The 24,384-nt window shown below is 42.2% G+C and carries 21 protein-coding genes; 7 read left to right on the forward strand and 14 right to left on the reverse strand.

Annotation, left to right across the window (positions count from 1 at the left end):
- Positions 1–170: 170 nt before the first annotated feature.
- From cirA to yieE, 8 genes are all read right to left on the reverse strand, one after another.
- Positions 171–2,114, reverse strand: coding sequence for a catecholate siderophore receptor CirA (cirA, locus tag PSI15_RS12770; protein ID WP_273583854.1), 1,944 nt, complete (start codon positions 2,112–2,114; stop codon positions 171–173).
- Between the two features lie 441 nt (positions 2,115–2,555).
- Positions 2,556–3,944 carry an APC family permease gene (locus PSI15_RS12775; protein ID WP_273583855.1) on the reverse strand — a complete coding sequence of 463 codons (1,389 nt, stop codon included), beginning with the start codon at positions 3,942–3,944 and terminating at the stop codon, positions 2,556–2,558.
- A 662-nt stretch (positions 3,945–4,606) separates the two neighbouring features.
- On the reverse strand, positions 4,607–6,565 hold the full coding sequence (locus PSI15_RS12785) for a ligand-gated channel protein (RefSeq protein ID WP_273583857.1): 1,959 nt from the start codon (positions 6,563–6,565) through the stop codon (positions 4,607–4,609).
- A 154-nt stretch (positions 6,566–6,719) separates the two neighbouring features.
- A complete protein-coding gene (locus PSI15_RS12790) occupies positions 6,720–7,508 on the reverse strand; it encodes an ABC transporter ATP-binding protein (protein ID WP_273583858.1) in 789 nt (262 codons plus the stop codon).
- On the reverse strand, positions 7,505–8,590 hold the full coding sequence (locus PSI15_RS12795) for a FecCD family ABC transporter permease (protein ID WP_273583859.1): 1,086 nt from the start codon (positions 8,588–8,590) through the stop codon (positions 7,505–7,507). The genes PSI15_RS12790 and PSI15_RS12795 overlap by 4 nt, the downstream gene beginning before the upstream one ends.
- 19 nt (positions 8,591–8,609) lie before the next feature.
- Positions 8,610–9,710, reverse strand: coding sequence for an ABC transporter substrate-binding protein (locus PSI15_RS12800; RefSeq protein ID WP_443256092.1), 1,101 nt, complete (start codon positions 9,708–9,710; stop codon positions 8,610–8,612).
- Between the two features lie 262 nt (positions 9,711–9,972).
- A complete protein-coding gene (locus tag PSI15_RS12805; RefSeq protein WP_045971338.1) occupies positions 9,973–11,460 on the reverse strand; it encodes an amino acid permease in 1,488 nt (495 codons plus the stop codon).
- A 138-nt stretch (positions 11,461–11,598) separates the two neighbouring features.
- The gene (gene yieE, locus PSI15_RS12810; RefSeq protein ID WP_273583861.1) at positions 11,599–12,462 is read right to left on the reverse strand and encodes a DNA-binding transcriptional regulator YeiE; all 864 of its coding nucleotides are present in this window, start codon (positions 12,460–12,462) and stop codon (positions 11,599–11,601) included.
- 189 nt (positions 12,463–12,651) lie between these two features.
- On the opposite strand from yieE, the gene PSI15_RS12815 reads away from it, so the two are divergent.
- A complete protein-coding gene (locus PSI15_RS12815) occupies positions 12,652–13,746 on the forward strand; it encodes a YeiH family protein (protein WP_273583862.1) in 1,095 nt (364 codons plus the stop codon).
- A gap of 79 nt (positions 13,747–13,825) precedes the next feature.
- A complete protein-coding gene (gene nfo / locus PSI15_RS12820; RefSeq protein ID WP_273583863.1) occupies positions 13,826–14,668 on the forward strand; it encodes a deoxyribonuclease IV in 843 nt (280 codons plus the stop codon).
- On the opposite strand, the gene fruK is transcribed toward nfo, so the two are convergent.
- A complete protein-coding gene (gene fruK, locus PSI15_RS12825) occupies positions 14,669–15,607 on the reverse strand; it encodes a 1-phosphofructokinase (protein WP_273583864.1) in 939 nt (312 codons plus the stop codon).
- 215 nt (positions 15,608–15,822) lie between these two features.
- On the opposite strand from fruK, the gene PSI15_RS12830 reads away from it, so the two are divergent.
- The 3 genes from PSI15_RS12830 to yeiP all read left to right on the forward strand — a co-directional run bounded on the left by PSI15_RS12830 (position 15,823) and on the right by yeiP (position 18,357).
- Complete coding sequence (locus PSI15_RS12830) at positions 15,823–16,242, forward strand: nucleotide triphosphate diphosphatase NUDT15 (RefSeq protein WP_045971347.1); 420 nt, start codon at positions 15,823–15,825, stop codon at positions 16,240–16,242.
- A gap of 167 nt (positions 16,243–16,409) precedes the next feature.
- Positions 16,410–17,654 carry a tryptophan permease gene (gene mtr / locus PSI15_RS12835; RefSeq protein WP_273583865.1) on the forward strand — a complete coding sequence of 415 codons (1,245 nt, stop codon included), beginning with the start codon at positions 16,410–16,412 and terminating at the stop codon, positions 17,652–17,654.
- Between the two features lie 130 nt (positions 17,655–17,784).
- Positions 17,785–18,357, forward strand: a complete 573-nt coding sequence (yeiP, locus tag PSI15_RS12840) for an elongation factor P-like protein YeiP (RefSeq protein WP_273583866.1) — start codon at positions 17,785–17,787, stop codon at positions 18,355–18,357.
- Between the two features lie 80 nt (positions 18,358–18,437).
- Here yeiP and PSI15_RS12845 read toward each other — a convergent pair whose 3' ends face one another.
- A complete protein-coding gene (locus PSI15_RS12845; protein ID WP_045971353.1) occupies positions 18,438–18,764 on the reverse strand; it encodes a type 1 fimbrial protein in 327 nt (108 codons plus the stop codon).
- Between the two features lie 288 nt (positions 18,765–19,052).
- Positions 19,053–19,370 (reverse strand): type 1 fimbrial protein, encoded by a 318-nt coding sequence (locus PSI15_RS12850; RefSeq protein WP_273583867.1) that lies wholly within the window; start codon positions 19,368–19,370, stop codon positions 19,053–19,055.
- 394 nt (positions 19,371–19,764) lie between these two features.
- On the opposite strand from PSI15_RS12850, the gene PSI15_RS12855 reads away from it, so the two are divergent.
- The gene (locus PSI15_RS12855) at positions 19,765–20,469 is read left to right on the forward strand and encodes a phosphatase PAP2 family protein (protein ID WP_273583868.1); all 705 of its coding nucleotides are present in this window, start codon (positions 19,765–19,767) and stop codon (positions 20,467–20,469) included.
- 353 nt (positions 20,470–20,822) lie between these two features.
- Entirely contained in the window at positions 20,823–21,410 is a 588-nt protein-coding gene (mepS, locus tag PSI15_RS12860) for a bifunctional murein DD-endopeptidase/murein LD-carboxypeptidase (protein ID WP_273583869.1), read from the forward strand.
- A 79-nt stretch (positions 21,411–21,489) separates the two neighbouring features.
- Here the strand turns inward: mepS and PSI15_RS12865 are convergent, their stop codons facing one another.
- The 3 genes from PSI15_RS12865 to rsuA all read right to left on the reverse strand — a co-directional run bounded on the left by PSI15_RS12865 (position 21,490) and on the right by rsuA (position 24,371).
- Positions 21,490–21,834, reverse strand: a complete 345-nt coding sequence (locus PSI15_RS12865) for a YejG family protein (protein ID WP_273583870.1) — start codon at positions 21,832–21,834, stop codon at positions 21,490–21,492.
- Between the two features lie 593 nt (positions 21,835–22,427).
- On the reverse strand, positions 22,428–23,630 hold the full coding sequence (locus PSI15_RS12870) for a Bcr/CflA family multidrug efflux MFS transporter (RefSeq protein ID WP_273583871.1): 1,203 nt from the start codon (positions 23,628–23,630) through the stop codon (positions 22,428–22,430).
- Between the two features lie 33 nt (positions 23,631–23,663).
- Complete coding sequence (gene rsuA / locus PSI15_RS12875; protein WP_273583872.1) at positions 23,664–24,371, reverse strand: 16S rRNA pseudouridine(516) synthase RsuA; 708 nt, start codon at positions 24,369–24,371, stop codon at positions 23,664–23,666.
- Positions 24,372–24,384: the final 13 nt, after the last annotated feature.

Genomic DNA, 24,384 nt, shown 5'->3' on the forward strand with positions numbered 1-24,384 from the left:
ATGTGTTCTGATAAAATTTGTATTATTTACACTCTATTTCATCTCAAATAAAAAAACATAATCCACTACTTTATGAACGGAACTTTATCAAGCAAAGTGCCGGATAAGCCGGCACTTTTTGTCAGTAATCTAAATCTGCTACCGCAGGCGTGAATGATTGCCAACAATATTTAGAATGTGTAATCAACTGCTAAGAAGTACCTTCTGCCTTCTTCGTTATAGCTATAATCAGCACGCTTCATTGTTTTGTCAAAAAGGTTGAGAACACCAGTGCGTAACTTAATATTGTTTGTAACCTTATATGAACCACCTAAATTCCACATTGTATAACCTCCTCTTGGCACATCCCTTGATGAAACAGCACGGGACTTGCCTTGATAATGAGCCGATAAATAGATAGAAGTAAGGTCATTCGGATACCAGTTCACTGTTGTGTTAAAGTTGTTGAATGGCCTTGTAGACAATGGAGTATTGTTGGTTTTGTCTCTTGCATCGGTATAAGTATAGTTCAGATCAAGCTCAAACTGTTTTTCTAAGAATGGAATCTTAATCCCTGTTTCAATACCGCGAATTCGTGCTTTGTCCACGTTGTAGTATTTGAAAACAGGAATATCTTTCCCATCACGTCCCTTAGTCCATCCGACAAAGTTAGGATATGCGGGAGCCAAAGCAGCATTTCCAGTGCGATTAATGTTTATCATGTCCTTAACATCATTTTGATAAACAGTTACATTGCCAGAAATTCCATCAAGAATTCCCTCATGGCCTTTATAGTACAAGCCTAATTCAATATTTTGCGAAGTTTCTGGATCGAGGTCAGGCGTACCTACTATAGAACATGCACCACGGCAAGAATAAGTTTGCCACTCAGGACTTAGGTCAAGCAAACTTGGGGCCTTGAACGCAGAAGACCATCCACCTTTAACAGTTATGCTGTCTGTTGCGCTGTAAACTAAATAAACTCTTGGGCTGTAATGCTCACCAAAATCTTCATGGTGATCCATGCGTAACCCTGTAGTAAGGATTAATGGTTCGGCAATATATAACTCATTTTCAGCAAATAAAGCGAACTGTTTTTTGTTAGTAGAGCCATCACCTTTTAAGTTACCTTTATCACTTAATTTGTCGTATTTGTATTCACCGCCAATTGTCAACATATCAATATTGTCGAACAAAGGAATAATAACTTTACCATCAACAACCTTACTCTCAGATTTAACTTTATTGGTTGTATAGTTATCAATGTCTTCGCCATAGAAACGCAATTCTGTTGTAGCGTTTTTCCACCGTCCACGATGATCAATTGAATAGTTCTGACGCTCTAATCGAGTATCACCTAAGGAATCAGAATCACGATCTTGACGGTTAAATCCGTAGCCAAAATTAATTTCCTGTTTATCGTCCGGAGTCCATTTGAAATCAACATTTGCATCACGAGATGTGTAGCCTTCAAAGCCTGGTTGTGCTGTTTTACCTATCTTAACTCCCTTATCCTTCCCGCGATCACTTAATGAACCGTAAACTTTTACATCAAGTTTATCTTGAATTAGAGGGCCAGAAGCGAAAAATCCGCCTTTATATGTGTCACCATGATTGCGGTCTTCTTGGATCGTGGTATCCGCACTGATAGTACCATGCCATGTGTTACTATTCTTTTTCGTAATGATGTTAACAACCCCACCTAATGCATCTGCACCATAAAGAGAAGACATCGGTCCACGAATAACCTCTATACGTTCAATAGCTACAGTTGGAATCCAGCTTAGGTCATAATCATTGTGGCGAAAAACTGCGTTTCGTGAATTTACGCGCTTACCATCAACCAAGATCAAGGTGTAGCCGCTTTCCAATCCACGCATACTTACACCTTTGCGGTTATCACCTTCGTCAGTGAATTGGATACCTGGCACTTCACGTAAAATATCAACAAGGTTTTGAACTGGTTTTTTCTCAATATCCTCCTGAGTGATAACTGTGATTGTAGCTGGTGCATCTACATAGGACTCCTTCGATACAGAAGATGCAGTAACAACTATTGTGTCAGAACTTGCAGCATTTACGATAAATGGTACAGAGAGTAGAGATAACGCTGCTACCTTAAATTTTTTTGCCATAGACTCACCAAAGGTTAAATATTAATTAAACAAACATGATAATGTAAATGAGAATTATTCATATTTGAATGATCTTTTCAATAACGGAATGGTTATATATATGACAAAAGTGATCAAACCGGCATATTGGCAAAAAGAGACTTTTCCAAGGACAACTTATTTAGGTGATGACAACATAGGCTTTACGGACCACGTGATTCGGAGCACTAGCCTGTCAAACGACAAAGCTTCTATAGGAAAAATCGAGGGAGGGAGTATTCTTAACACTCAGAAAGCTCCGTTAAATGAACAGAACTTACTTAAAGCAAAGTACCAGATAAAAACTAATGCTCTGTTATTAACCCAAAACAGCGCCCAAAGGTGCTGTTTCAAAAAAGTATCAGTGTATTCTTTATTTTCAAACTGCGGCCTGACCAACCGCAGTTTAAAATTTATCGCTGATTATGATTCACTGAACTGTGGCATTGGCTGCCGGAAACTACGAGTCAGGAAGAACATGTAAATAAGACCAATTCCCGCCCAAATCAAACCTAATTCCATCGATTTTGCTTCCAGATTCACCCACAAAACCCCGACTGTCGCTGCACCCAATAGTGGCAGGATCAGGAAATTCAAGGTGTCTTTCAATGTACAATTACGACGTTCACGAATATAGAACTGGGAGATTACCGACAAGTTAACAAAAGTGAATGCCACCAATGCACCGAAATTGATCAATGCGGTAGCTGTCACCAAGTTCAGACAACCCGCTAAAAGAACAACAACCCCAACCAATATGACGTTGATTGCCGGAGTACGCCATTTCGGGTGAACATAAGCAAATACTTTCTCAGGCAGTACACCATCACGCCCCATCACGTAAAGCAGACGGGAGACCCCTGCATGGGCTGCCATACCGGAAGCCATAACCGTGACACTGGAAAAGATGAGAATAACGTACTGGAATAACGAGCCGGCAACATACAACATAATTTCTGGCTGAGAAGCATCCGGGTTTTTAAACCGAGAAATATCCGGGAAATAGAGTTGTAAAAAATAAGATACAGCGATGAAGATAACACCACCAATGAGTGCGGTCAGGAAAATTGCTTTAGGGACAACCTTGCCTGCATTGGGTGTTTCTTCCGACAAAGAACTAATACCATCAAACCCAAGAAATGAGAAGCAAAGTATCGTCGCACCAGTAATCATCGGAATGAGTTGCGCTTCCTCTGATGTAAATGGCTGAATACTCAGCAACGTTCCCGCACCTTCACCATTATGAACACCACGGATCATCAGCCCAACGAGTATCACCATAACAGCAATCTGAACAATCACAACGATGCTATTGATATTCGCCACGACATTGATGCCACACAAATTAAAGGCTGTCGTAATTACCGCCAACATGATCACAAAGACCCACGGATCAATGCCAGGAAACAGTGCCTGTAAATAAATCGTTGCCAATAAGACATTGATCATCGGCATCAACAGATAGTCCAGTAGAGACGACCAACCGACCATAAATCCAAGATGGGGGTTCATTGATTTTTGTACGTAAGTATAAGCAGAACCCGCTGATGGAAAGCGTTTTACTAATTTTCCATAACTTAACGCTGTAAATAAAACCGCGATCAATGCAATAGCATAAGATGTCGCGACATGCCCACCCGTCAAACCAGAAACAATGCCAAATGTATCAAAAATAGTCATTGGCTGCATATAGGCAAGGCCCATCATGACGACCTGAAACAGAGTCAATGTTCTTCTCAGTTGAACGCGGTTGTCGGCACTGGATTGATTAATACCAAGTGCGGTAGCAGTAGTGGTGGTATTATGCAACATGAGCGAAATCTCCCATAACTTCGATCTGGGTATTAATACAACGACTTAATCGATAGTTACTGGGCTGACTTCGCATCTGTCTATAAACAGAAAAGAAAGAAGAATTGGAATAGGGCGAATTGACAGAGGGACATGCCCCGTAGTCATCGTTGCAGCAACGAGCGCCAATTGGCACCAGTGCAAAAGAGAATAATTGCTCCATGTTTGCATTCCTCAGTACAGCAACCCAATTTCAATGAAGGTTGCTTATGGTCAATATCGATCCGGAACAAAATCCGGCCTCTTGGTGTTGTAAAAAATAACTCAAAGCAAAAAAAATAACTGATGCATATTTACGCACCAGTTATTTTTTAGTGCACGCATTTTGCCCTTCAAGTCCAGAAATAGCAAGCGCGATGGCACTAAAAATTTATTATTTTTTACGACACTACAGAACCTTATGAAGTTAGGCCCTTACTGAGTTAGTGCTGAAACTTAACGCCATCATATCCGTTGATTGGCTTTTGATAAGTATTTAGCACAGAGGAAAACTCTTTGCCATTTAATTTGATTTTTTGAAGTAAAAAATCGTCCCATCATTGTAAAATTGATGACGGGACGATTCTATATGAGGCTTAGATGTTAGGTATAATGATTAATATTTATAAAAAACGAAATATTAATTAGAAGTCATAATTAATACCGATATTGTAACGGCGGCCATCCAGAACGGCATCATGACTTTCTTCAGTGACTCGTTTGTCAAAAACATTATACACTCCACCTAACAAGCGTAGATTTTTAGCCAAGTTATAAGTCACGCCTAAATCGACAAAAGTATAAGAGGGAGTTCCATCTCTCATACTAGAGCGGTATTGATAATTCTTTGTTTTACTGCGGAAATTAATACGAGTCCATGTATCCAATTCAGGTAGGGGCTGCCAGTTTAAGGTTGCATTTGCCATATGTGTTGGCATCTTGTTTAATGGCTGGCCTTTGAACTTACCACTTTTTTGCTCAGAATCGGTATAGGTATAGTTTGCTGCTAATGACAAATCTTTTACGATATCCCAATTCAGGGTGGTTTCGATACCTCGAATATTGGCTTTATCAACATTTATTCGTTTGTTAATAAAATCATAATCCTTACCGCCGAGTTGACAATCTTTTTCGCAGCCTCTGATTTCAGTGATTTTATCTTTAAACGCAGTATTAAATACGGTTACGCCAATATTAAAATTATCTTGATTATTCCAGATAATACTAATTTCTTCATTAATACTTTTCTCTGGCTTGAGATCTGGATTGCCTAAGATCATCCCATTACTGAACCGCCCACCGGTTGCTTGCCCCCAATTAGGCGCAACCTGCCTGATATCAGGGGAACGATAACCGGTGGAAATTCCCCCTTTAATCGTCCATTGCTCATCAGTATGCCAGACCCCATAGAGACGAGGAGTCCAATGCGTACCGAAATTTTGATCCTTATCTAACCGGACTCCGCTAGTCAGAGCAAAATCATTCGTCATTTTCCATTCGTCTTCCAAGACAAGTGCCCAACTCCAGCGAGTTAATTTATTAACATCTTTGGCTGAAGGGAGTTTATTGCCGTTATCTCGTAAATCCTCATAACGATATTGACCTCCGATACTTAACGTGTGGTCATCAAATACCAACGTTGTACGGTTATTGAATACCGTATCATTGTTTGTCATCTCACGTTCAGGATTACGAGACTCATCTCTTTGAATATAAGATGTCATGGTACCAAAGTCATAAGTACCCTGATGAGTGATGGAATAATTATTACGCTTATAACGACTTGTATCATTTTTACACGATTTTGGCTGACAGTCGCGTGTCTTGCCAATCGTTGAATCGCGATCTTGTTCATAGCGACCCGCTTCAAAAGTAAAATCATTTTTCTCATCTGGCGTTAAAGAGAGCGCCACTGCACCGTTACGCATCTCTTGCTCTCTAAATCCACCTAAGAATTTATCTTCATTACGATGCGAATATAGGCCATTCACCCTCAATCCCAGCAATCCTTCAATAACTGATCCGGCAGCATAAATACTATTCTGATAGCTATTACCCGAATTTTTACTTTCAGTTAAGGTAGCATCTGCTCTCACACTTAAATGCCATTCTTTCTGCGCCTTGCGAGTAATCACATTAATCACACCGCCCATCGCATCAGAACCATATAGAGAAGACATCGGTCCCCGCACCACTTCAATGCGTTCAATGGCGGCCAACGGTGGTAACCACCCTTGCTCAATGCCCGAACCATCACTATTTGGACGAGTGCCACGTGTATCAACACGCTTACCATCAACCAGGATCATGGTATATTTGGACGCCATACCACGGATACTGATGTCGCTGCTGCTACCACCGCCGGTAACAACTACACCCGGTACATCTTTCAGGGCGTCCGTCACATCACGATAGGCTTTAGTTTCCAGCTCTTCACGGCTAACCACTGAAATAGAAGCCGGTGCATCTTCAATTTCTTGCTGGAAACCTGCGGCAGTGGTGACAACAATTTTATCTTCACCATGATTAGCCGCTAAAACAGTACTGGATGAAATAGCAGCAACAATACCTAATACAACTTTTTTCTTTGCAAAAACAGCCATTCCCGACTCTCCAAAAGGTAGAATAGTATTATTTAAACCAATATGGATAACCGACATATGCTCACAACACAGGGATAATTAATTACCCCTGTAAGTGTTATATTTAATAAATGACACTTTAGTTCCATTAAGGTGATTTATCGCTTTTATTATTTTAACTCGCTAATTCCGTTACTAAACCATCAATTAATACTTGCGGTATTCCCTGAGAACAATGTTCAATCCGGCCTTTAATACCATAAACCTCTGCCAGACTACTTGGCGTAATAACCTGCTCAGGTATACCTTGGGAAATTAATTTACCTTTTTTTAGCATTAACACATGGTCACCATGACGCAATGCAATATTAATATCGTGAACAACAACAATGGTAATAATGTTACGGCGGCGCGTTTCACGTGCGACTAAATCCATGACATGGTACTGGTAGTTTAAATCCAGTGCACTTAACGGTTCATCCAATAATAACAACGTCGGGTGACGAATTAATGATTGAGCCAATCCAACCAACTGCTTCTGACCACCCGATAATTGATCCAAGTAGCTGAATGCCAAATGCTCAATACCAAGCTGGCGTAACAGTTCCATGACGCCTTGTTCATATTGGCTATTACTCACGCCACCTGATGCCCGTTGCGCGACAATCACCGATTCCAATACATGAAGATGCACACCCGCGGGTAATGATTGCGGCAAATAAACCACGTTTTGGGCACGTTGGGCAAAATTCATCTTCATCAAATCCTGCCCGTCCAACAGCAGTTCACCACTGGCTTTATTCAGCCCCGCCAGCGAACGCAGAAGTGTCGATTTACCACAACCATTCGGCCCTAACAAGACGGTGATTTGACCACGGGGCAAAGAGTTAACATCCAGATTTTCAATCACGGGATGTTTCGGATATCCCGCTGTCAAGCCATTGATTTTTAGCCCCTGATTCATACATTCCCCCTATGACGTAAAACGATGCTAAGGAAGAAAGGCACACCGACCAGCGATGTCACAATCCCAACCGGGATGATCACGCCGGGGATCAGGTTCTTGGAGGCAATGGATGCCATCGATAAAACGAGTGCACCAATCAATGCACTCGCCGGCAGGAAGAAACGATGATCTTCACCAAACATCATTCTGGCGATATGGGGAGAGATCAATCCAATAAACGCAATCGGGCCAACAAAGGCAACCGCCAAGGCGGTCAGGATACTGATACGCAGCAATGTTCCCAAGCGAAGGCGGCTAATATTAATGCCAAAGCTGATCGCACGATCTTCTCCCAGACGCAATGCGGTCAATTTCCAGGCATTGCTCATTGAGACAGGCATAATGACAGAGAACACAAGCAACATGATGCCCAATTTTTCCCACGTCGCCCTGCCAAGGCTACCCATTGTCCAGAAAACCAGCCCCTGTAAGGTGTCTTCCGTCGCGATAAATTGCATCATTGAAATCAACGACTCGAAGGTAAATACCATCGCAATGCCGAACAATACAACACCTGAGGTTGACACTTTTGTCCAACGGGTAATGCCATCCAGCATCAGGGCCGCTAATAATGCAAAGAGAAAAGCGTTTGCGGAAATAAACCACTGGTCTGGTATGCCCGGAATGCCAATCCCCGCTACAATCGCTAACGCCGCACCAAAAGAAGCGGCATTGGAAACGCCCAAAGTAAATGGGCTGGCCAACGGGTTATTCAGAATGGTCTGCATTTCAGCACCGGCCAATCCAAGTGACAGGCCGATCACTACCGCCATCAGGGCATAGGGTAATCGAATATCCCAAACAATCACCCGGGTTGCTGCATTAACACTTTCTGGTGAAACCAGTGTTTGCCAGAGGGCTTGCAGTGATAACCCTGATGGCCCCAGTGTAAAGTCCAGTACAATGGAGGTGCTAATCGCCAAGACGATGAATAATATCCATGCAATACGCCGGCGCAGGATATGGCGATAATGTGCTTTTATGTCGCACTCATTCAATTGCTGTTTCACCATTGGCATAGGCTCGGTAGTGACGCTCATTTTTATTACCTGTTACTGCTTATTTTTCGCTGACCCAATACGTACCTGCTGGCTCAATCGCCAAGAACTTATGGTGAAGTTCTTTCAATGTTTGTTGCGGATCTAAACCAGCAAATTTTTCAGGATAGAACCATTTAGCGAAAACTTGAGTCACAACAACATTGTAAGGAGAGTTATAGTAGTGGTGCCAAATCCCATAGCTACGCCCTTCTTTCACCGCAGTTAAGTTATTGATACCTTTACGTTCAGTGATCTCTTTTAAGCCAGCACGAGCAGTATCGGCAGACGTTTGTGCGCCCATTTTGATCCCTTCGCCTTTGTCACCGGGGTCTTGTGCACCACTTGCAATGTAAATATACGGATCTTCCGCAATGACTTTTTCCAGATTCATGGTTCCCAATGGAGAAGGCAGGACTGCTTTGGCGATATTTTTGCCGCCCGCCAAATCAATAAAGTCCCCCATATTGCCGTTACCTGCTGTACCGCAGCAATCTTCACTAGAACCGGCTCTTAATTCAATAAATACAGAAGGCTTCTCGGCGTCGGGGATACGATCCGTAATATCCGTGACTAATTTTAGATTTTTTTCATAAAAATCCGCGTAAGCGTTGGCCTGCTCTTCACGATGCAAGACTTTGCCCAGCATACGGATGCTAGGTAAGGTATTTTTCAGGGGATCGTTGCGGAAATCGACAAAAACAACGGGAACACCTGCTTTTTCCAACTGCTGCACCAGCTCACTGTTTTTCCCCGGCCCATGTCCGGACAGGCCAAAAATGGCAACATCAGGGGTGAGGGTCAGCACTTTTTCGGCGCTAACACTGTCAGCGCTGGTGTTACCAATCAGAGGGATATTATCTATTTCAGGAAATTTAGCTTTATAAACAGCGTAAGTTTGTGGGTCCAATTTACGGAAATCACCTTGCCAACCCGCGATACGAGCCAGAGGTTTATCCCCTTCCAGTATGGCAACAGAATGGAACAGACGGCCTTCACCCAACAAGATACGGTTGACTTTTTCTGGCACCTCAACGGTACGCCCAGCAACGTCAGTGACTGTTTCAGCCCAGGATGCAAAACTTGCCATCATGGCAGAGCCTGCCATTAGGCTGATACTCATACTTTTCACGACTGTTCGAAATACAAATTTCACTTTAGTTAGCCTCTTCATACAACAATTGTGGCGCTAACAATAAAGCAAATAAGAATACTTATCAATGCGATTGGAATGCTATAGCCTAAATTTACCTGCGGTATTCTTCTTCTAACCCCATGAAAAATAAAAACTGCCAATTCCATCACAGAACAGGCAGTCTTTTGCAAAACAAAATCAACAATAGTTTAATTCATAAATATCATTTCATTGATAGTTTATTAACAAACTATTCCTTATCAGTATATTTGAATGTGGGAAATTCCATTTCACTGTACTTAACGAAATGGGTTTTCTTTTTCAACTTGTAGCCAAGCCAAATCAGCAGGAATAGCGGGATACCAATGTAAGTCGCGGTCACGCCGTACCAATCGATCTTATCTTGCAAAAATGCCTGATAATTTTGGCCTAAGGTGATAATCAAACATAAAATAAAAGCAAAAATTGGCCCAAGAGGGAAGAAACCGGAGCGATATGGCAGATCATTTATATCCAAGCCTTGGGCAATATAGCCTTTGCGAAAACGGTAATGACTGATGGCAATGCCGAGCCACGCGATAAACCCGGTCATACCTGAGGTGTTCAGTAACCACAAATAGACGGTTTGGTTACCAAACATGGAGCTAAGGAAACACAAGCCGGCGACCACGGTTGTCACATAAAGCGCGTTACGCGGAACACCACCTTTAGACAGGTGACTAAAAATTTTCGGCGCCTTACCCTCTTTTGCCAGCGTGAACAGCATACGGGTCGAAGCGTACATTCCCGAATTTCCCGCTGACAGTACCGCCGTCAATATCACCGCATTCATGACCGCCGCCGCTGATAATAAACCGGCATTTTCAAAGACCAGTGTGAATGGGCTGACACTGATATCTTTCACGCCATTGCGCAGCAAACTAGGATCAGTATAAGGAATGATCAGGCTAATGATTAAAATAGCAAACACATAAAACAATAAGATGCGCCAGAATACCTTACGCACAGCACGGGGAATATTTTTCGCCGGATCTTTAGATTCCCCTGCGGTAATACCGATTAGCTCTGTTCCTTGAAAAGAAAAACCGACAATCATGGCGACCCCAATCATAGCGGCAAAGCCCCCCGCAAAAGGCGCGTCATCAATACCCCAATTATGCCAGCCTGCACCTTCAGCCCCCTGCATGATGCCGGTAATCATGAGAATACCCACAATAATGAAGACAATCACCGTGGAGACTTTGATCAAGGAGAACCAATATTCCGCTTCACCAAACCCTTTGACGGAAATGAAATTCAACAGGAAAATCAGGCCAAGGAACAAGGCACTCCATACCCAACCGGGAACATCATCAAACCAATAGCCCATCACCAATTGTGCGGCAACAAGGTCAACCGCAATCGTTACTGCCCAGTTGTACCAATAGTTCCATCCCAGCGCGAAACCAAAACCTTCATCAACATATTTGGAACCATAAGTTGAAAATGACCCTGAAACCGGCATGAACGCGGCTAATTCGCCCAAGCTAGTCATTAAGAAATAAACCATCAAGCCAATTAATGCATAAGAAAGTAAGGCTCCACCCGGGCCAGCCTGAGAAATTGTTGCGCCAGAAGCAACGAATAACCCTGTGCCAATTGATCCACCGATGGCAATCATGGCCATATGTCGTGCTTTTAATTCACGGCGCAGAGTTGTTGGGGCCTGATCCCGCGGCATGCTTTCTTCTTGAGACATTCTATTCCCATATCATCCGAAATAAATTTAATCCGGAATTGTAACAAATCCTCGTCTCCAGAATAGCAGTGATTCGTGGTTATAAGATACCTTCATAATCCATAGCCAATTATTAGCTACACAATTATATTCTCAATATTAGTGACAGTAACTCAGCAACTTCTTTAATGCATTGGACATATGTTTCTGGCGATGGTAAATCAGGTACAGGGTGCGATTGAGGCTCAGTCCGGGAATGACAAGTTCAGATAAGGTGCCATTTTTCAGTTGTTCTTGGACAACCCGCCGGGAAAGGCAACTGATCCCCATCCCATATTGAACCGCATGTTTGATGGCTTCTGAATTCCCCAACTCCATCGCGATATTGAATCTGGGCATTTGTGAAAATAAAAGATGGTCCAGAACTTCCCTTGTGCCTGAACCTTTCTCCCGCAATATCCAGGGTGCCTTGATCAAATCTTCTATCCCCAACACATGTTGTAACAGCGGGCTTTCTGGAGAAGAAAAAATGATCAACTCGTCTTTCATCCACGGTTGGGTAATTAATTCAGGATCGTGACACAATCCCTCAATCAATCCCAAATCAACACGAAACTCAGCAACGGCCTTTATCACATCGCCGGTATTGCTGATATTCAATTCCAGAGGTGTCTCAGGATAATCCTGACGATATCTCGCCAACATCTCCGGCAACATATAATTGCCAATCGTGCTGCTGGCCGCTAACCGCAATGCACCCAATTCAAGTTTGAAAAGCTGCTCCACTTCACCGGCCTGTTCAAGCAATGCCAATGCCTTGGGATAAAGCAAACGCCCATGTTCATTGGTCACCAGACGTTTTCCGACTCTATCAAACAGTTGTACACCCAACTGCCCTTCGAGATCGGTTAGTGAAGCACTCACCGCAGATTGTGATAACGCCAACTGCTGAGAAGCCTGTGTCGTTGAACCACTTTTCAGAACTTCTGCAAAAATTTCCAGTTGTCTCAGAGTGATACGCATGTGGCCTCACGGGAAGCAAAATAAGATAGGAAGGTAGTCTTGATTTTAGACAGTATTATGCAACTTAACAAAAGTTACCCTTAATTAATCTGTTTTGGTAGTTATAGATACAAATATTATCAATTTTATTGATTTTAAAATCTTCTCTATGCTTATGCTTAAAATGTATAAGCCTATAGAGCCGCCACGATGTCTGAAAATCTGTCTGAAACTCAAGTAGGGGAATTTATCAGAACTCAGCAAAATACCGCAGCAAAATTCATTCCCGGTATTCTGTTAACCGCCGTCCTGACGGCGATCGCTATCTATATCGGAACGCTTCCTTGGTTTATCAATATGGGATTGGGCGTTCTGACACTGGCTATCCTATTAGGGATGGTGATCGGCAACACCTTGTATCCCTTGTTAAAATCGACCTGTGATAGCGGTATCCATTTTTCCAAGCACTACCTGCTGCGAGCCGGCATCATTCTTTATGGATTTCGCCTGACGTTCCAACAAATCACGCAGGTCGGCGCAACGGGGATATTGATTGATGTCATCATGCTTTCTTCAACATTTTTTATCGCATTATGGATTGGGCGGGCTTTTTTTCGACTGGATAACCAAACCGTGATCCTGATTGGCGCCGGAAGCAGTATTTGTGGCGCTGCTGCGGTGATGGCAACCGAACCCGTTGTCAAAGCGACCTCCAGTCAAGTTGCCGTCGCCGTCTCTACGGTAGTTATTTTTGGCACACTCGCCATTTTTGTTTATCCGTGGTTTTATCAACTCAATACCCATTACCAATGGTTTAATTTTTCTCAGGAAACATTTGGTATTTTTTCCGGCTCAACGGTTCATGAAGTCGCCCAAGTCGTTGCCATTGGGCATACATTGGGAAGCGAGGCCGAAAATGCCGCCGTTATCAGTAAAATGATCCGTGTCATGCTATTGGCCCCTTTTCTATTACTGCTTTCCGGCTATCTCAGTCGCCTAAACGTTAAAAATGGCAATCTACGCCAAGAGAAATCGCCGATCACGATCCCGTGGTTTGCGGTGTTTTTTATTGTCACTACGGGCGTTAACTCTTTTCATTTATTCCCGGAACCTCTGGTTAACTCGATCATTGCTGCTGATACCATTATGCTGGCAATGGCGATGGTGGCTTTAGGGCTAACCACGCATATCAGTGCCATCCGTCAAGCCGGGGTTAAACCCATTTTATTAGCACTCATTTTGTTTGTCTGGTTAGTCGTGGGAGGGTTAATCGTCAATCAAGGCACTCAGTATTTATTGCGCTAACTTAAATTGACTTCTTCCGCCAAAATTTTCTCAACAGGGCGAACAATGCCATAATGACGAAAACACAGGAGAAAATAAGATGAAATTTGTTGGAGCCCATGTGAGTGCCTCAGGCGGTGTTGATCAGGCCGTGATCCGTGCCCATGAATTAAACGCAACGGCCTTCGCCCTGTTCACGAAAAATCAACGCCAATGGTATGCCCCGCCGTTATCGGCAGAGGTCATCGATAAATTTAAAGCGAATTGTGAACGTTACGGTTATGGTAGCCGACAAATCCTGCCCCATGACAGCTACCTCATCAACCTGGGTCATCCTGAAGCAGACGGTCTGGAAAAATCCCGGGCGGCGTTTCTTGATGAGATGCAACGTTGTGAGCAGCTCGGCATCGGTTTACTGAATTTCCATCCGGGCAGCCACCTCAAAAAAATTGACATTGATAAATGCCTCGCCCGTATTGCGGAATCCATTAATATTACGTTGGATAAAACACAAGGTGTCACTGCCGTGATCGAAAACACCGCCGGGCAAGGCACCAACCTTGGGTTCAAATTCGAACAACTGGCGGCAATTATTGAGGGTGTCGAAGACAAAACGCGTGTTGGAGTCTGTATTGATACCTGTCACGCTTTCGCAGCAGGTTATGATTTACGGACTGAAAAAGATTGCGCTGAGACTTTCAACGCATTCGATAAAATCGTTGGGTTCAAGTACCTTAAAGCCATGCACCTGAACGATGCCAAGAGCGAATTTTCCAGCCGTGTTGACCGGCATCACAGCCTGGGTGAAGGCAATATCGGTAAGCTCCCTTTCAGCTATATCATGAAAGATGACCGTTTCAATGGCATTCCCTTGGTGCTTGAAACGATCAATCCTGATATTTGGGATCAAGAAATTGCCTGGCTAAAATCCCAACAAAATTAACTACCTGACAGAAATTAACTCGATCTTCGACATCATTGATGCAAGTTCAGTGCGGCTTTTAATCCCAACATTCGGCTGGCTAACCGTGAGTGCAGAAACTGCGGTTGCCAGACGCAATGTATGTTCACTGGATTCACGCATCAGCAAACCGTAAACCAATCCACCGACCATAGAATCCCCTGCCCCCACGGTGCTGACCACTTCACAATGTGGCGGTTTTGCCAACCATGTCCCGGAGGCATTCACCCATAATGCGCCCTGTTCTCCCAGTGAAATGACAACGTGGGCGATCCCTTTATTGCGCAATTCGTGGGCGGCATCAATCACGCTGTTCAAATCCGCTAATGGCTTACCCGCCCAAATCTCCAGCTCATGCTGATTGGGTTTGACCAGCCAAGGGGATGCCTTAAGGCCGGCAACAAGCGCTTCACGGCTACTGTCAAAAATAACGCAGGGACAGATCTGCCGTAATTGCATCATCCAATCTGCAAACGACTCTGCTGTGATCCCTTCGGGCAAACTACCACTGACAACAACCATATCGAACTGCCCCAGCCAGGTCAGAGAATCACTGACAAACCGATTCCACTCTTCTTCTGTCACACGAAAGCCCGAAAAATTGAAATCCGTCACTTCACCCTGTTTTTCGGTCAGTTTGACGTTAATGCGCGTTCGCCCAGAGACGAAATGGAAGCGATTTACCATCTTGTTTTCGCTGAAAAACTGTTGAAATCCTTCCTGATTCTCTCGTCCCAGAAAACCGCTGACAGTCACATCAATGCCTAAATCACGCAGTACCTTCGCAACATTATTTCCCTTACCCGCAGCGTGAAGCCCTGCCGTCTGTACACGGTTAACATGTCCCTTAACAATATCTGGGCATAAGCCAACTAAATCATAAGCTGGATTTAAGGTAATTGTGGCAACTCGGCGGCTCATCTTGCCCGGTGTCTCCTGAATAGACAGTCATAAGTAACATTAAGATTTATCTGTTATTTATAACATCAAAATTGAATCGTTTCAGTTAAAATTACTGCGTGTTTGATCATTGTGTTATCACTGATCAAGTGTTACCACTAAACTGGTAAACCTTTCATTATGTTATTACAACCTATCTGAACTCACGTGAGCAGGTATTAACCGGAGGAATATCAGTGCCAGTTGTTGTCGGAGTCGGTGTCGTTATCATTAACGATAAAGGTGAAATTCTACTGGGCAAACGAACCAGCCAGCATGCACCATACTGGTCAATTTTCGGTGGTCATGTTGATCCTGGCGAAACCTTTGAAGAATGTGCTATTCGTGAAATTAAAGAAGAGATTGATCTCACAATCCAAGATCCCAAAGTTTATGCTATTTGCAATAATCTCGAAACGTATCACAAGGAAGGAAAGCACACTGTTTCAGTCTGTTTACTGGCGCAGTATACCGGAGGTGAACCGAAATTAATGGAACCTGAGAAGTGTGAACAATTAATGTGGTGTGATCCTAACCATCTCCCCGAACCTCATTTTGAAGCCAGCCGCAATGCCATCAAATTATGGCAAGAAGCACAATTCTATTCCGCAAGTTAATAATCATCGCCCTTCAGGCAGGTTTTCACTGATAACCTGCCTTATCTTTGTAGGCAAAATGCGACAAAAGCAGTTTGATTATTTTTCTTAATTATTTGTTTACACATATAATTTATTAATGTATCTTCGCGCTAGTACAAGGTAACACCATTCATCAGGGAGTCTATATGACCATTGAGGTAACGCAAAATTTGAAACGCCCCTCCATATTTGGTGGCGCTATGATCATTGCCGGTACTGCTGTCGGTGCGGGTATGTTTTCCATTCCAATTGTCACATCAGGTGTCTGGTTTACCGGATCAATCATTTTGCTGTTGTATACCTGTGCATGTATGTATTTCTCTGGTCTGATGATTCTGGAAGCCAATATGAATTACCCTGTCGGCTCCAGTTTCCATACGGTCACTAAAGATTTGCTAGGCAAAGGCTGGTGTTCTCTCAATGACTTATCCATCGCCTTCGTTTTGTATATCTTAACTTATGCGTATATTTCAGCCGGTGGCTCCATCCTTGCTCACAACATTGAGAATATTATCCCGCTGCCTCAATCAATATCTGGCTTATGTTTTGCGTTTATTGTTGCCTTTATTGTTTGGTTATCCACGAAAGCCGTCGATCGCTTAAGCACCATCTTGATAGGTGGCATGGTCATTACCTTTGTTATGTCTGTCGGTGGTATGTTTACCGAAGTGAAGCCCGTTATCTTATTTGATCAAGCCAATACCAACCCAGACTATTTACCTTATGCTTTAATCGCCCTGCCTTATTTACTGGCCTCATTTGGTTTTCACGGTAACGTGCCGGGGTTAGTTAAGTATTACCATAAAGACAGTCAGGCTGTCACACGCAGCTTGCTATACGGGACACTGATAACATTAGTGATTTACATTTTATGGCAGTACGCTATTCAGGGAAATATTCCGCGCGAAGCCTTCAAGCAAATTATTGCTGATGGCGGTAATATTGGTAACTTACTGCAACAGATGGATAATACTTCTGATAATACCACCATAACCCAACTGTTAAATGCCTTCTCCTATATGGCCTTATCGAGTTCATTCTTGGGAGTATCATTAGGGCTGTTTGATTATCTGGCAGACTTCTTTAAATTTGACGATTCGCAACAAGGGCGTTTTAAAACCGCATTGGTGACATTCGTTCCCCCTACGGTATTAGCACTGATTTTTCCAAATGGTTTCCTGTATGCCATCGGCTTTGCGGGTCTGGCCGCGACCATTTGGGCGGTTATTGTTCCGGCTTTAATGGCACGAGCCAGCCGTAAACGCTACCCAACCGCCAGCTACCGGGCACCGGGTGGTAATTTTTTGATTATCTTTGTTATTCTGTTCGGTCTGATAAATGCGCTGGCACACATTCTCTCGTTGTTTGATTTGTTGCCGGTTTATCGTTAATGTTTCCCTCCTGCCTCAGTATTTTTACTGGGGCATTCATTCACCTCTTGCCTAATAGGCCGACTGCGAGTAATTTTGTCGCCACTCAAATATTCATTCCACTATTTCCTTGTTGTTACGGAAGGTATCTATGGCTAAAGCCAATGAAATTAAGCGCGGGGCTGCAATCAGCTACAATGGAAAGCTATTATTAGTTAAAGACATCGATATTCAGTCACCCAGCGCACGGGGTGCCAGCACGCTATATAAAATGCGTTTTACTGATATTCGTACTGGTCAGAAAGTGGAGGAACGTTTCAAAGGTGATGACATTCTTGAAACCATTACGTTAACACGCCGTGGTGTAAGTTTTTCCTATATTGATGGTGATGAATATATCTTTATGGATGATGAAGATTTCACGCCTTATCACTTCAAGCAAGACCAAATCGAAGAAGAATTGCTATTTATTCCTGAAGAAGGTTTACCAGGAATGCAAGTCCTGACAATGGATGGACAATTATTAGCCCTTGAATTACCTCAAACGGTTGATATGGTCATTGAAGAAACATCGCCAGGTATCAAAGGCGCCTCAGCAAGTGCCCGCACTAAACCCGCTAAAATGAGTACAGGATTAACTATCCAGGTTCCTGAATATTTGAGTTCAGGCGAAAAAATTCGCATTCATATTGCAGAGCGTCGCTATATGGGACGTTGTGACTAATTCTTTATCCTTAAATCTGAGTTGCCCTTTTGACGAGAATAACGCTCGGAGCAAAGAGCAACTCATCTTCTATGATGACGTTAGAAATAATCCACATTAACAATTGCCACACGTTTCTGATCATCAGTCCACTTCACGCTGGAAACACCTATGTTACCAGGGAGCATGACTTTGTCTTTCGTTTTTTGCGTTGAAATGATTTGCTTAACCGTCAGATTCTTACCTAATCGATAGCAAGAGATATTGGCATGAGTGTTTGATGCTTGAGTTTCTGATACAACAACCTGACATCCGGGGTCAACAATCGCACCTGAAAACCGAATGACGCCTCCTTCAGATTCGGCATATCCATAAGAAAGCCATGGAACCAATAAACAACTAATTAACAGCTTACGATAATTTTTCATGGTTACCTCACTTTCGTTTTTCCATTAACTAAAACTCAGCTACCTTTTATTCCTTCATCTCCATAATAACTATTTCACGTGAAAAAAATACGACATTGAGCGCTTTTATTGATAAATATCAAAGGTGATTTTTTAACTAAAAAAATATACACATTATTATTGTTGATTAATTAAAAAAACTGTTATTAGTCATCATTATTTGAGCTAACTCACAGATAAGTTTATTGTTTTTATTTTATATTGTTTGGATAAAATAAATGAAATAATCATGATACTTCCATATAACATTTAATGATAAGTTATAATAACGATGCCCAATTCCTTATTTTTTCCCACCCATCTTATATCTTCTTTTCCGATATGTTTTTCAATTGATAATGGAAAGTTACTATCCTTTTGATATTCTATCACTTTATTTTGCTTTAATTGTTTACCATTATACCAACAGACTACCTCAGTATGGTCTTCATCCCAACTAACCTGGCATGGAGGATCAACGATAGCACCATGGAAATAAATAGCGCCAGAGCTGGAGGTTGACGGAGAATTCGCCACTATAGGGTAAGATAAGGACATGAACAAAAAAGTCGTCATTTTTCGTAACATAAGCATTCAACCTCCACTACAGGTATTATTATCTTTTTTCAACTTCAGCTTCGCGCTAATTTGAAAACCAGATAATGGTGTAACGCTTTGCTATCTATATAACGTCAAATGAGATACTTTCTTTATATTTTTTATTAACACAAGCCAAAATTCGATATAATATGCTAACAAATTAGGATATGAAGGAATCAATTTGTGGTTATTTAATAATAGTCAGACATCGACATTGCACCAAATATATATTATCGGTACTGTCATGGGGATTTAGCTATTTTTTCGATAGTATCCAATGGTGATTACGCTTTACCATAAATTTTGCTATAGTCCCTTCCCGGGTTAATTTGTCTACCAAACCCCACTTTATGTGTTAAATAACGAGCTAAATAGGTATCCCATGACTCGCAGTCACCCATTCGCTATACTTATTCTCAATCTCCTTGGTATTGCCCTGTTCCTCTCATGGTACCTGCCTGAGAACCACGGCTTTTGGTTCCACATTGATTCTTCTATTTTTTATTTTTTCAACGAAAAATTGCTGCCTGACTCAAAATTTGCTCTCTTTGTCGCTATCGCAAATGTCAGGGCATTTGATGTCATATCACTTTTATGTATGGGTCTGCTTTATTACAGTGCATTTCGCAAACAGGATTATGCAGGCAAGCGCCGGCTTTTCATGGTTGGCCTGGTGATGCTGATCTCAGCCGTTATCATTAATCAAATCGGACATCAAATCCCCGTCAGCCGCCCAAGCCCGACACTGACATTTGAGCATGTTAATCGCATAAACGAAATGACCAGTTGGCATACAAAAGATGCTTCCAAAGACAGTTTCCCTGGTGATCACGGGTTAATGCTCTTAATTTTCAGCAGCTTTATTCTGCGTTATATCTCCCGTGGGGCATTCTGCATTGCTCTGCTGATTATGATCGCTTTTGCCCTTCCTCGCATTATGGCTGGTGCTCACTGGTTTACAGATGTTGCAGTAGGTTCTTTGTCTTTGACACTGATCGGCATGAGCTGGATACTACTAACCCCATTAAGTGACATTATGGCAACAGGATTAGACAAAAAATTACCACATATTAAACGCGGTAGTTAAGGTCATAATATTGAGGAGAGACTTGTTATCTCCTCAATATCACAGTCTATCTATCAGAGCCGTATAAAATAATAACAAATTACTCTAACCCATTAGTTATTAATCTGTTTTTTTCTGTAAAAAATTCTTTTTGTCTCTCGCTTTTTACGCTTTATTTCAGTAATCTTTCCTGCGTCCTGTGTATTAAAATAATACGTTTTGTAAAGATACTAATAAAATGTGTTGCTTCGCACACTTTATGGACTAATAATTTGTTAATTCATCATTTTTTGACTAGGCTTTAGAACATTTAGTGTTTTCATTTTTCATGGTGGTGATAAGTCACTTGAAGGACTGCAAGGGAAAATCAATAAATGGTTAAATCCAGACCGATACTGAGATACATCTTGCGGCTGATACCCGCAGTCATAGTGGCAGCCGCACTGACCGCATGTAGTTCACCAGATTCCAGCCTACGCAATAAACAAACTGAGACGCATACAGTAAACACTCAAAAGCATTATTTACTGCAAGCATCTCAGGATGAGTTTGAAACTCTGGTTAACAACTTAGATATTAAGTCTAAAATACTTAATCAATATGCAGACTGGAAAGGTGTAGCCTATCGGCTTGGGGGGAATACCAAACGCGGTATCGATTGTTCTGCTTTTGTGCAACGTACTTTCCATGATCAATTTGGCTTGGAGTTACCACGTTCCACATTAGAACAACAAAATGTAGGTCAAACCGTGAACCGTGCTAAATTGCGGGCTGGTGATTTGGTGCTGTTTAAGACAGGGCGCCGTATGCGTCATATCGGTATCTACATCGGCAATAATCAATTTGTCCATGCTTCAACCAGTAACGGGGTCATCGTTTCCAAATTGACCGATACTTACTGGAGCAAACGTTACTACGGTGCCAGACGCGTGTTATCAGATAATATAAAACCCTCAGTATAACTGACACCTAAGACGTTTTTCTCTTGCAGACATTAAAAAACGCTTCTCTTTAAGAAGCGTTTTTTATCAATGGGTAAAGTTATAGTGGATACAGCGCGGTTATATTTTCTGCAATTGCAGCACCCAGCGTCTTTAAACGACATATCACTGCACTCTCATCTTCCTTAGCAAAAAACAAACAGGGTTCCTCTTCCCACTCAATCACAGTACTTAGTATCTGCATATCAGCAATAGACTGATTTATAGCGTACAAAATTTCCCGTGCTTTTTCGCCTTCATGGCTTAATAATTTCAGCCCCATCAGGCTATTTCTTAAATCTGTTTCTTCTGCTGGTAAAATCTCAACTTTTGTACCAACAAAACCTGCTGACCACCGATAACTTTGCGGCAGTCTATGTACTACCGAAAGTTGGATATTATTCACGCATCATTCCTATCAGAAACAACATTAATACATCTAACCACCAACGGTAGATTATCGATTCGTCAAAACCGAATAACCACCCAACCAAAAAGTAAACAAAAGGTTAAAATAAAAATCGCATTACCGCACTTACTTCATTTCCCACTTCAAAAAAAGTGCGACTTAGCTCGCATTTTATATATATTTATACTGTTTAGGTAAAAAATTCAACTTATTTTTATGCAAAACAGCAACTTTTTATTCAAAATTTATTTACATATCTGTTTTTTCCAAACGCCACTGAATGACAATGAAAAAATAACCTTTTTATTTACAATGAATTAAATAATGACAACGCTATAACCTTCCACAACCATAAAGCCGACACAATATATTAACAAAAAACCAACACTTAAGCACTGTCTGGATGTGATAAATTAACAAATGCCTATATTTGTTTGATGATTACTCGATATTTTCTGTTTATCAGATCAGATAGCAGCATCGTTAAAAATTCTATAAACAAAAGGCCATCCCATACTGGCAGATGACCTTTAAAAATATCTTATATTTGACCTTAATGATTTCTGAATCATGGCCATTTCTTCGACTATTTACGATACTGATTCTTTATGCGACTTATCACGTGCATAGATAATCAGCATCATTGCTAATATCACGCATAATGCCATTGAGCCGACCATCGGCCAGGCATTTTCCTCAGGCAATAAAGACAAAATAGCCCCTACGGATGCGGCAATACCAAAACGGATAGTTCCAGCCAGCGAAGAGACTGTCCCCGCCATATGGGGATAATCATCCAATACGACAGCCATCGTGTTAGACGTAATCATAGAAATACCGCTGATATAAATCGCAACCCCCATAACCAGAGAAACAAATCCCAGATCAAACAGGGTACTAAACAGCAACCACAATCCCATGACAAATTGGACAAATAGCCCAATATGTAACATTTTCAATGGCCCATATTTGCGAACACACTGGCTATTGATCGTTGCCATGATGAACAGAAAAATAATATTCAGCCCAAAATAGTAACCGAAATGCTGTGCAGGGACACCGTTTAGCTTGATGTAAACAAATGCACCCACACTGAGAAAAGAGAACATTCCCGCGAAAGAAAACCCACTTGCCAAGATATAACATAATACTTGGCGTTGCCGGAATAGCATAACAAACTGCCTCAAGGTAGTTTGTAAGTGAAATTTCTGCCTTTTCTCTTTCGGTAACGTCTCTTTTATGAAAAGGGCAACCAGAACGACCGCAATGACGGCAACAATGGCAATCGACCAGAAAATAGCATGCCAGTTGAACCATACCATCAACATCCCACCTAACATGGGCGCCAATAAGGGTGCGATAATCATCACTAATGTCACAAAAGACATGCTGCGGGAAAATTCTTCTTTTGTGAACCGATCACGCATCAGGGCGTTGATGACAACACTGGCTGCCGCAGCAGAAAATCCATGCAAGAAACGCATGGCAATAAAAGTATCAATCTCTTGTGCCAAAGCACATGCAGCAGAAGAGATGGCAAAAACAATGACACCTCCCAAAATAACGGGTTTGCGCCCTAAGCTATCCGACATTGGTCCATAAATCATTTGACCAATAGCAAAGCCCAAAATATAGCTGCTCAACGTCATTTGCACCAAACCATCACTGACAGCAAAATTCTCAGCAATTGTTGGCATACTCGGCAAATACATATCAATTGCCAATGGCATTAGCATAGAAAGCAAACCAAGGATTAACACTAATCCCAAATAGGACAAACGCTGTTGTTGCACGCAGTTACTCCTGAATCAATTGAAAGATAAAAATTAAGGTGTTGGCATTTGTATACTATTGATTTCACTCTCAGTCAGCGCGCGATACTCTCCTGGCTCCAATTCTCGGTCGAGATAAATTTCGCCGATCCGCTCCCGATGAAGTGCAACAACATGATTTCCTACTGCGGCAAACATCCGTTTTACTTGGTGATAACGTCCTTCACTGATGGTCAAACGAACACATTGTGGCTCGAGAATTTCCAGTTGTGCGGGTTTTGTCAGCGTTTTCTCCCCGTTTAACTGTACTCCCGCCAAGAATTTTTGTTCAGTATCCTCCGAGACGGGATGTTCTAATGTCACAAGGTAGGTTTTCTCGCAGTGATGTTTGGGGGATGTAATACGGTGTGACCATTGACCATCATCAGTCAACAAAACCAACCCAGTCGTGTCGATATCCAAACGCCCTGCGGAATGTAATTTATGGGCAACAGGCTCATCGATAAAATACAAAATTGTCGGATTTGACGGATCATCTGTCGAACAGACGTATCCTCGAGGCTTATTCAACATAAAATAACGCGAACCATTTAATTGCTGCAATATCGTGCCATCGTAAGCGACTTGCTGATCGGACTTTAATTTATAGGCTCCCATTTTGATGATTTCATCATCGACAGTGACTCGCCCTGCCCGCAACTCACGCCCCACGTCGTTACGGCTGATACCTAATTGTTGTGATAAAAATTTATCCAATCGCATGAATAGATGTACC

Source organism: Xenorhabdus sp. PR6a (assembly GCF_028599065.1).
GTDB lineage: Bacteria > Pseudomonadota > Gammaproteobacteria > Enterobacterales > Enterobacteriaceae > Xenorhabdus > Xenorhabdus doucetiae.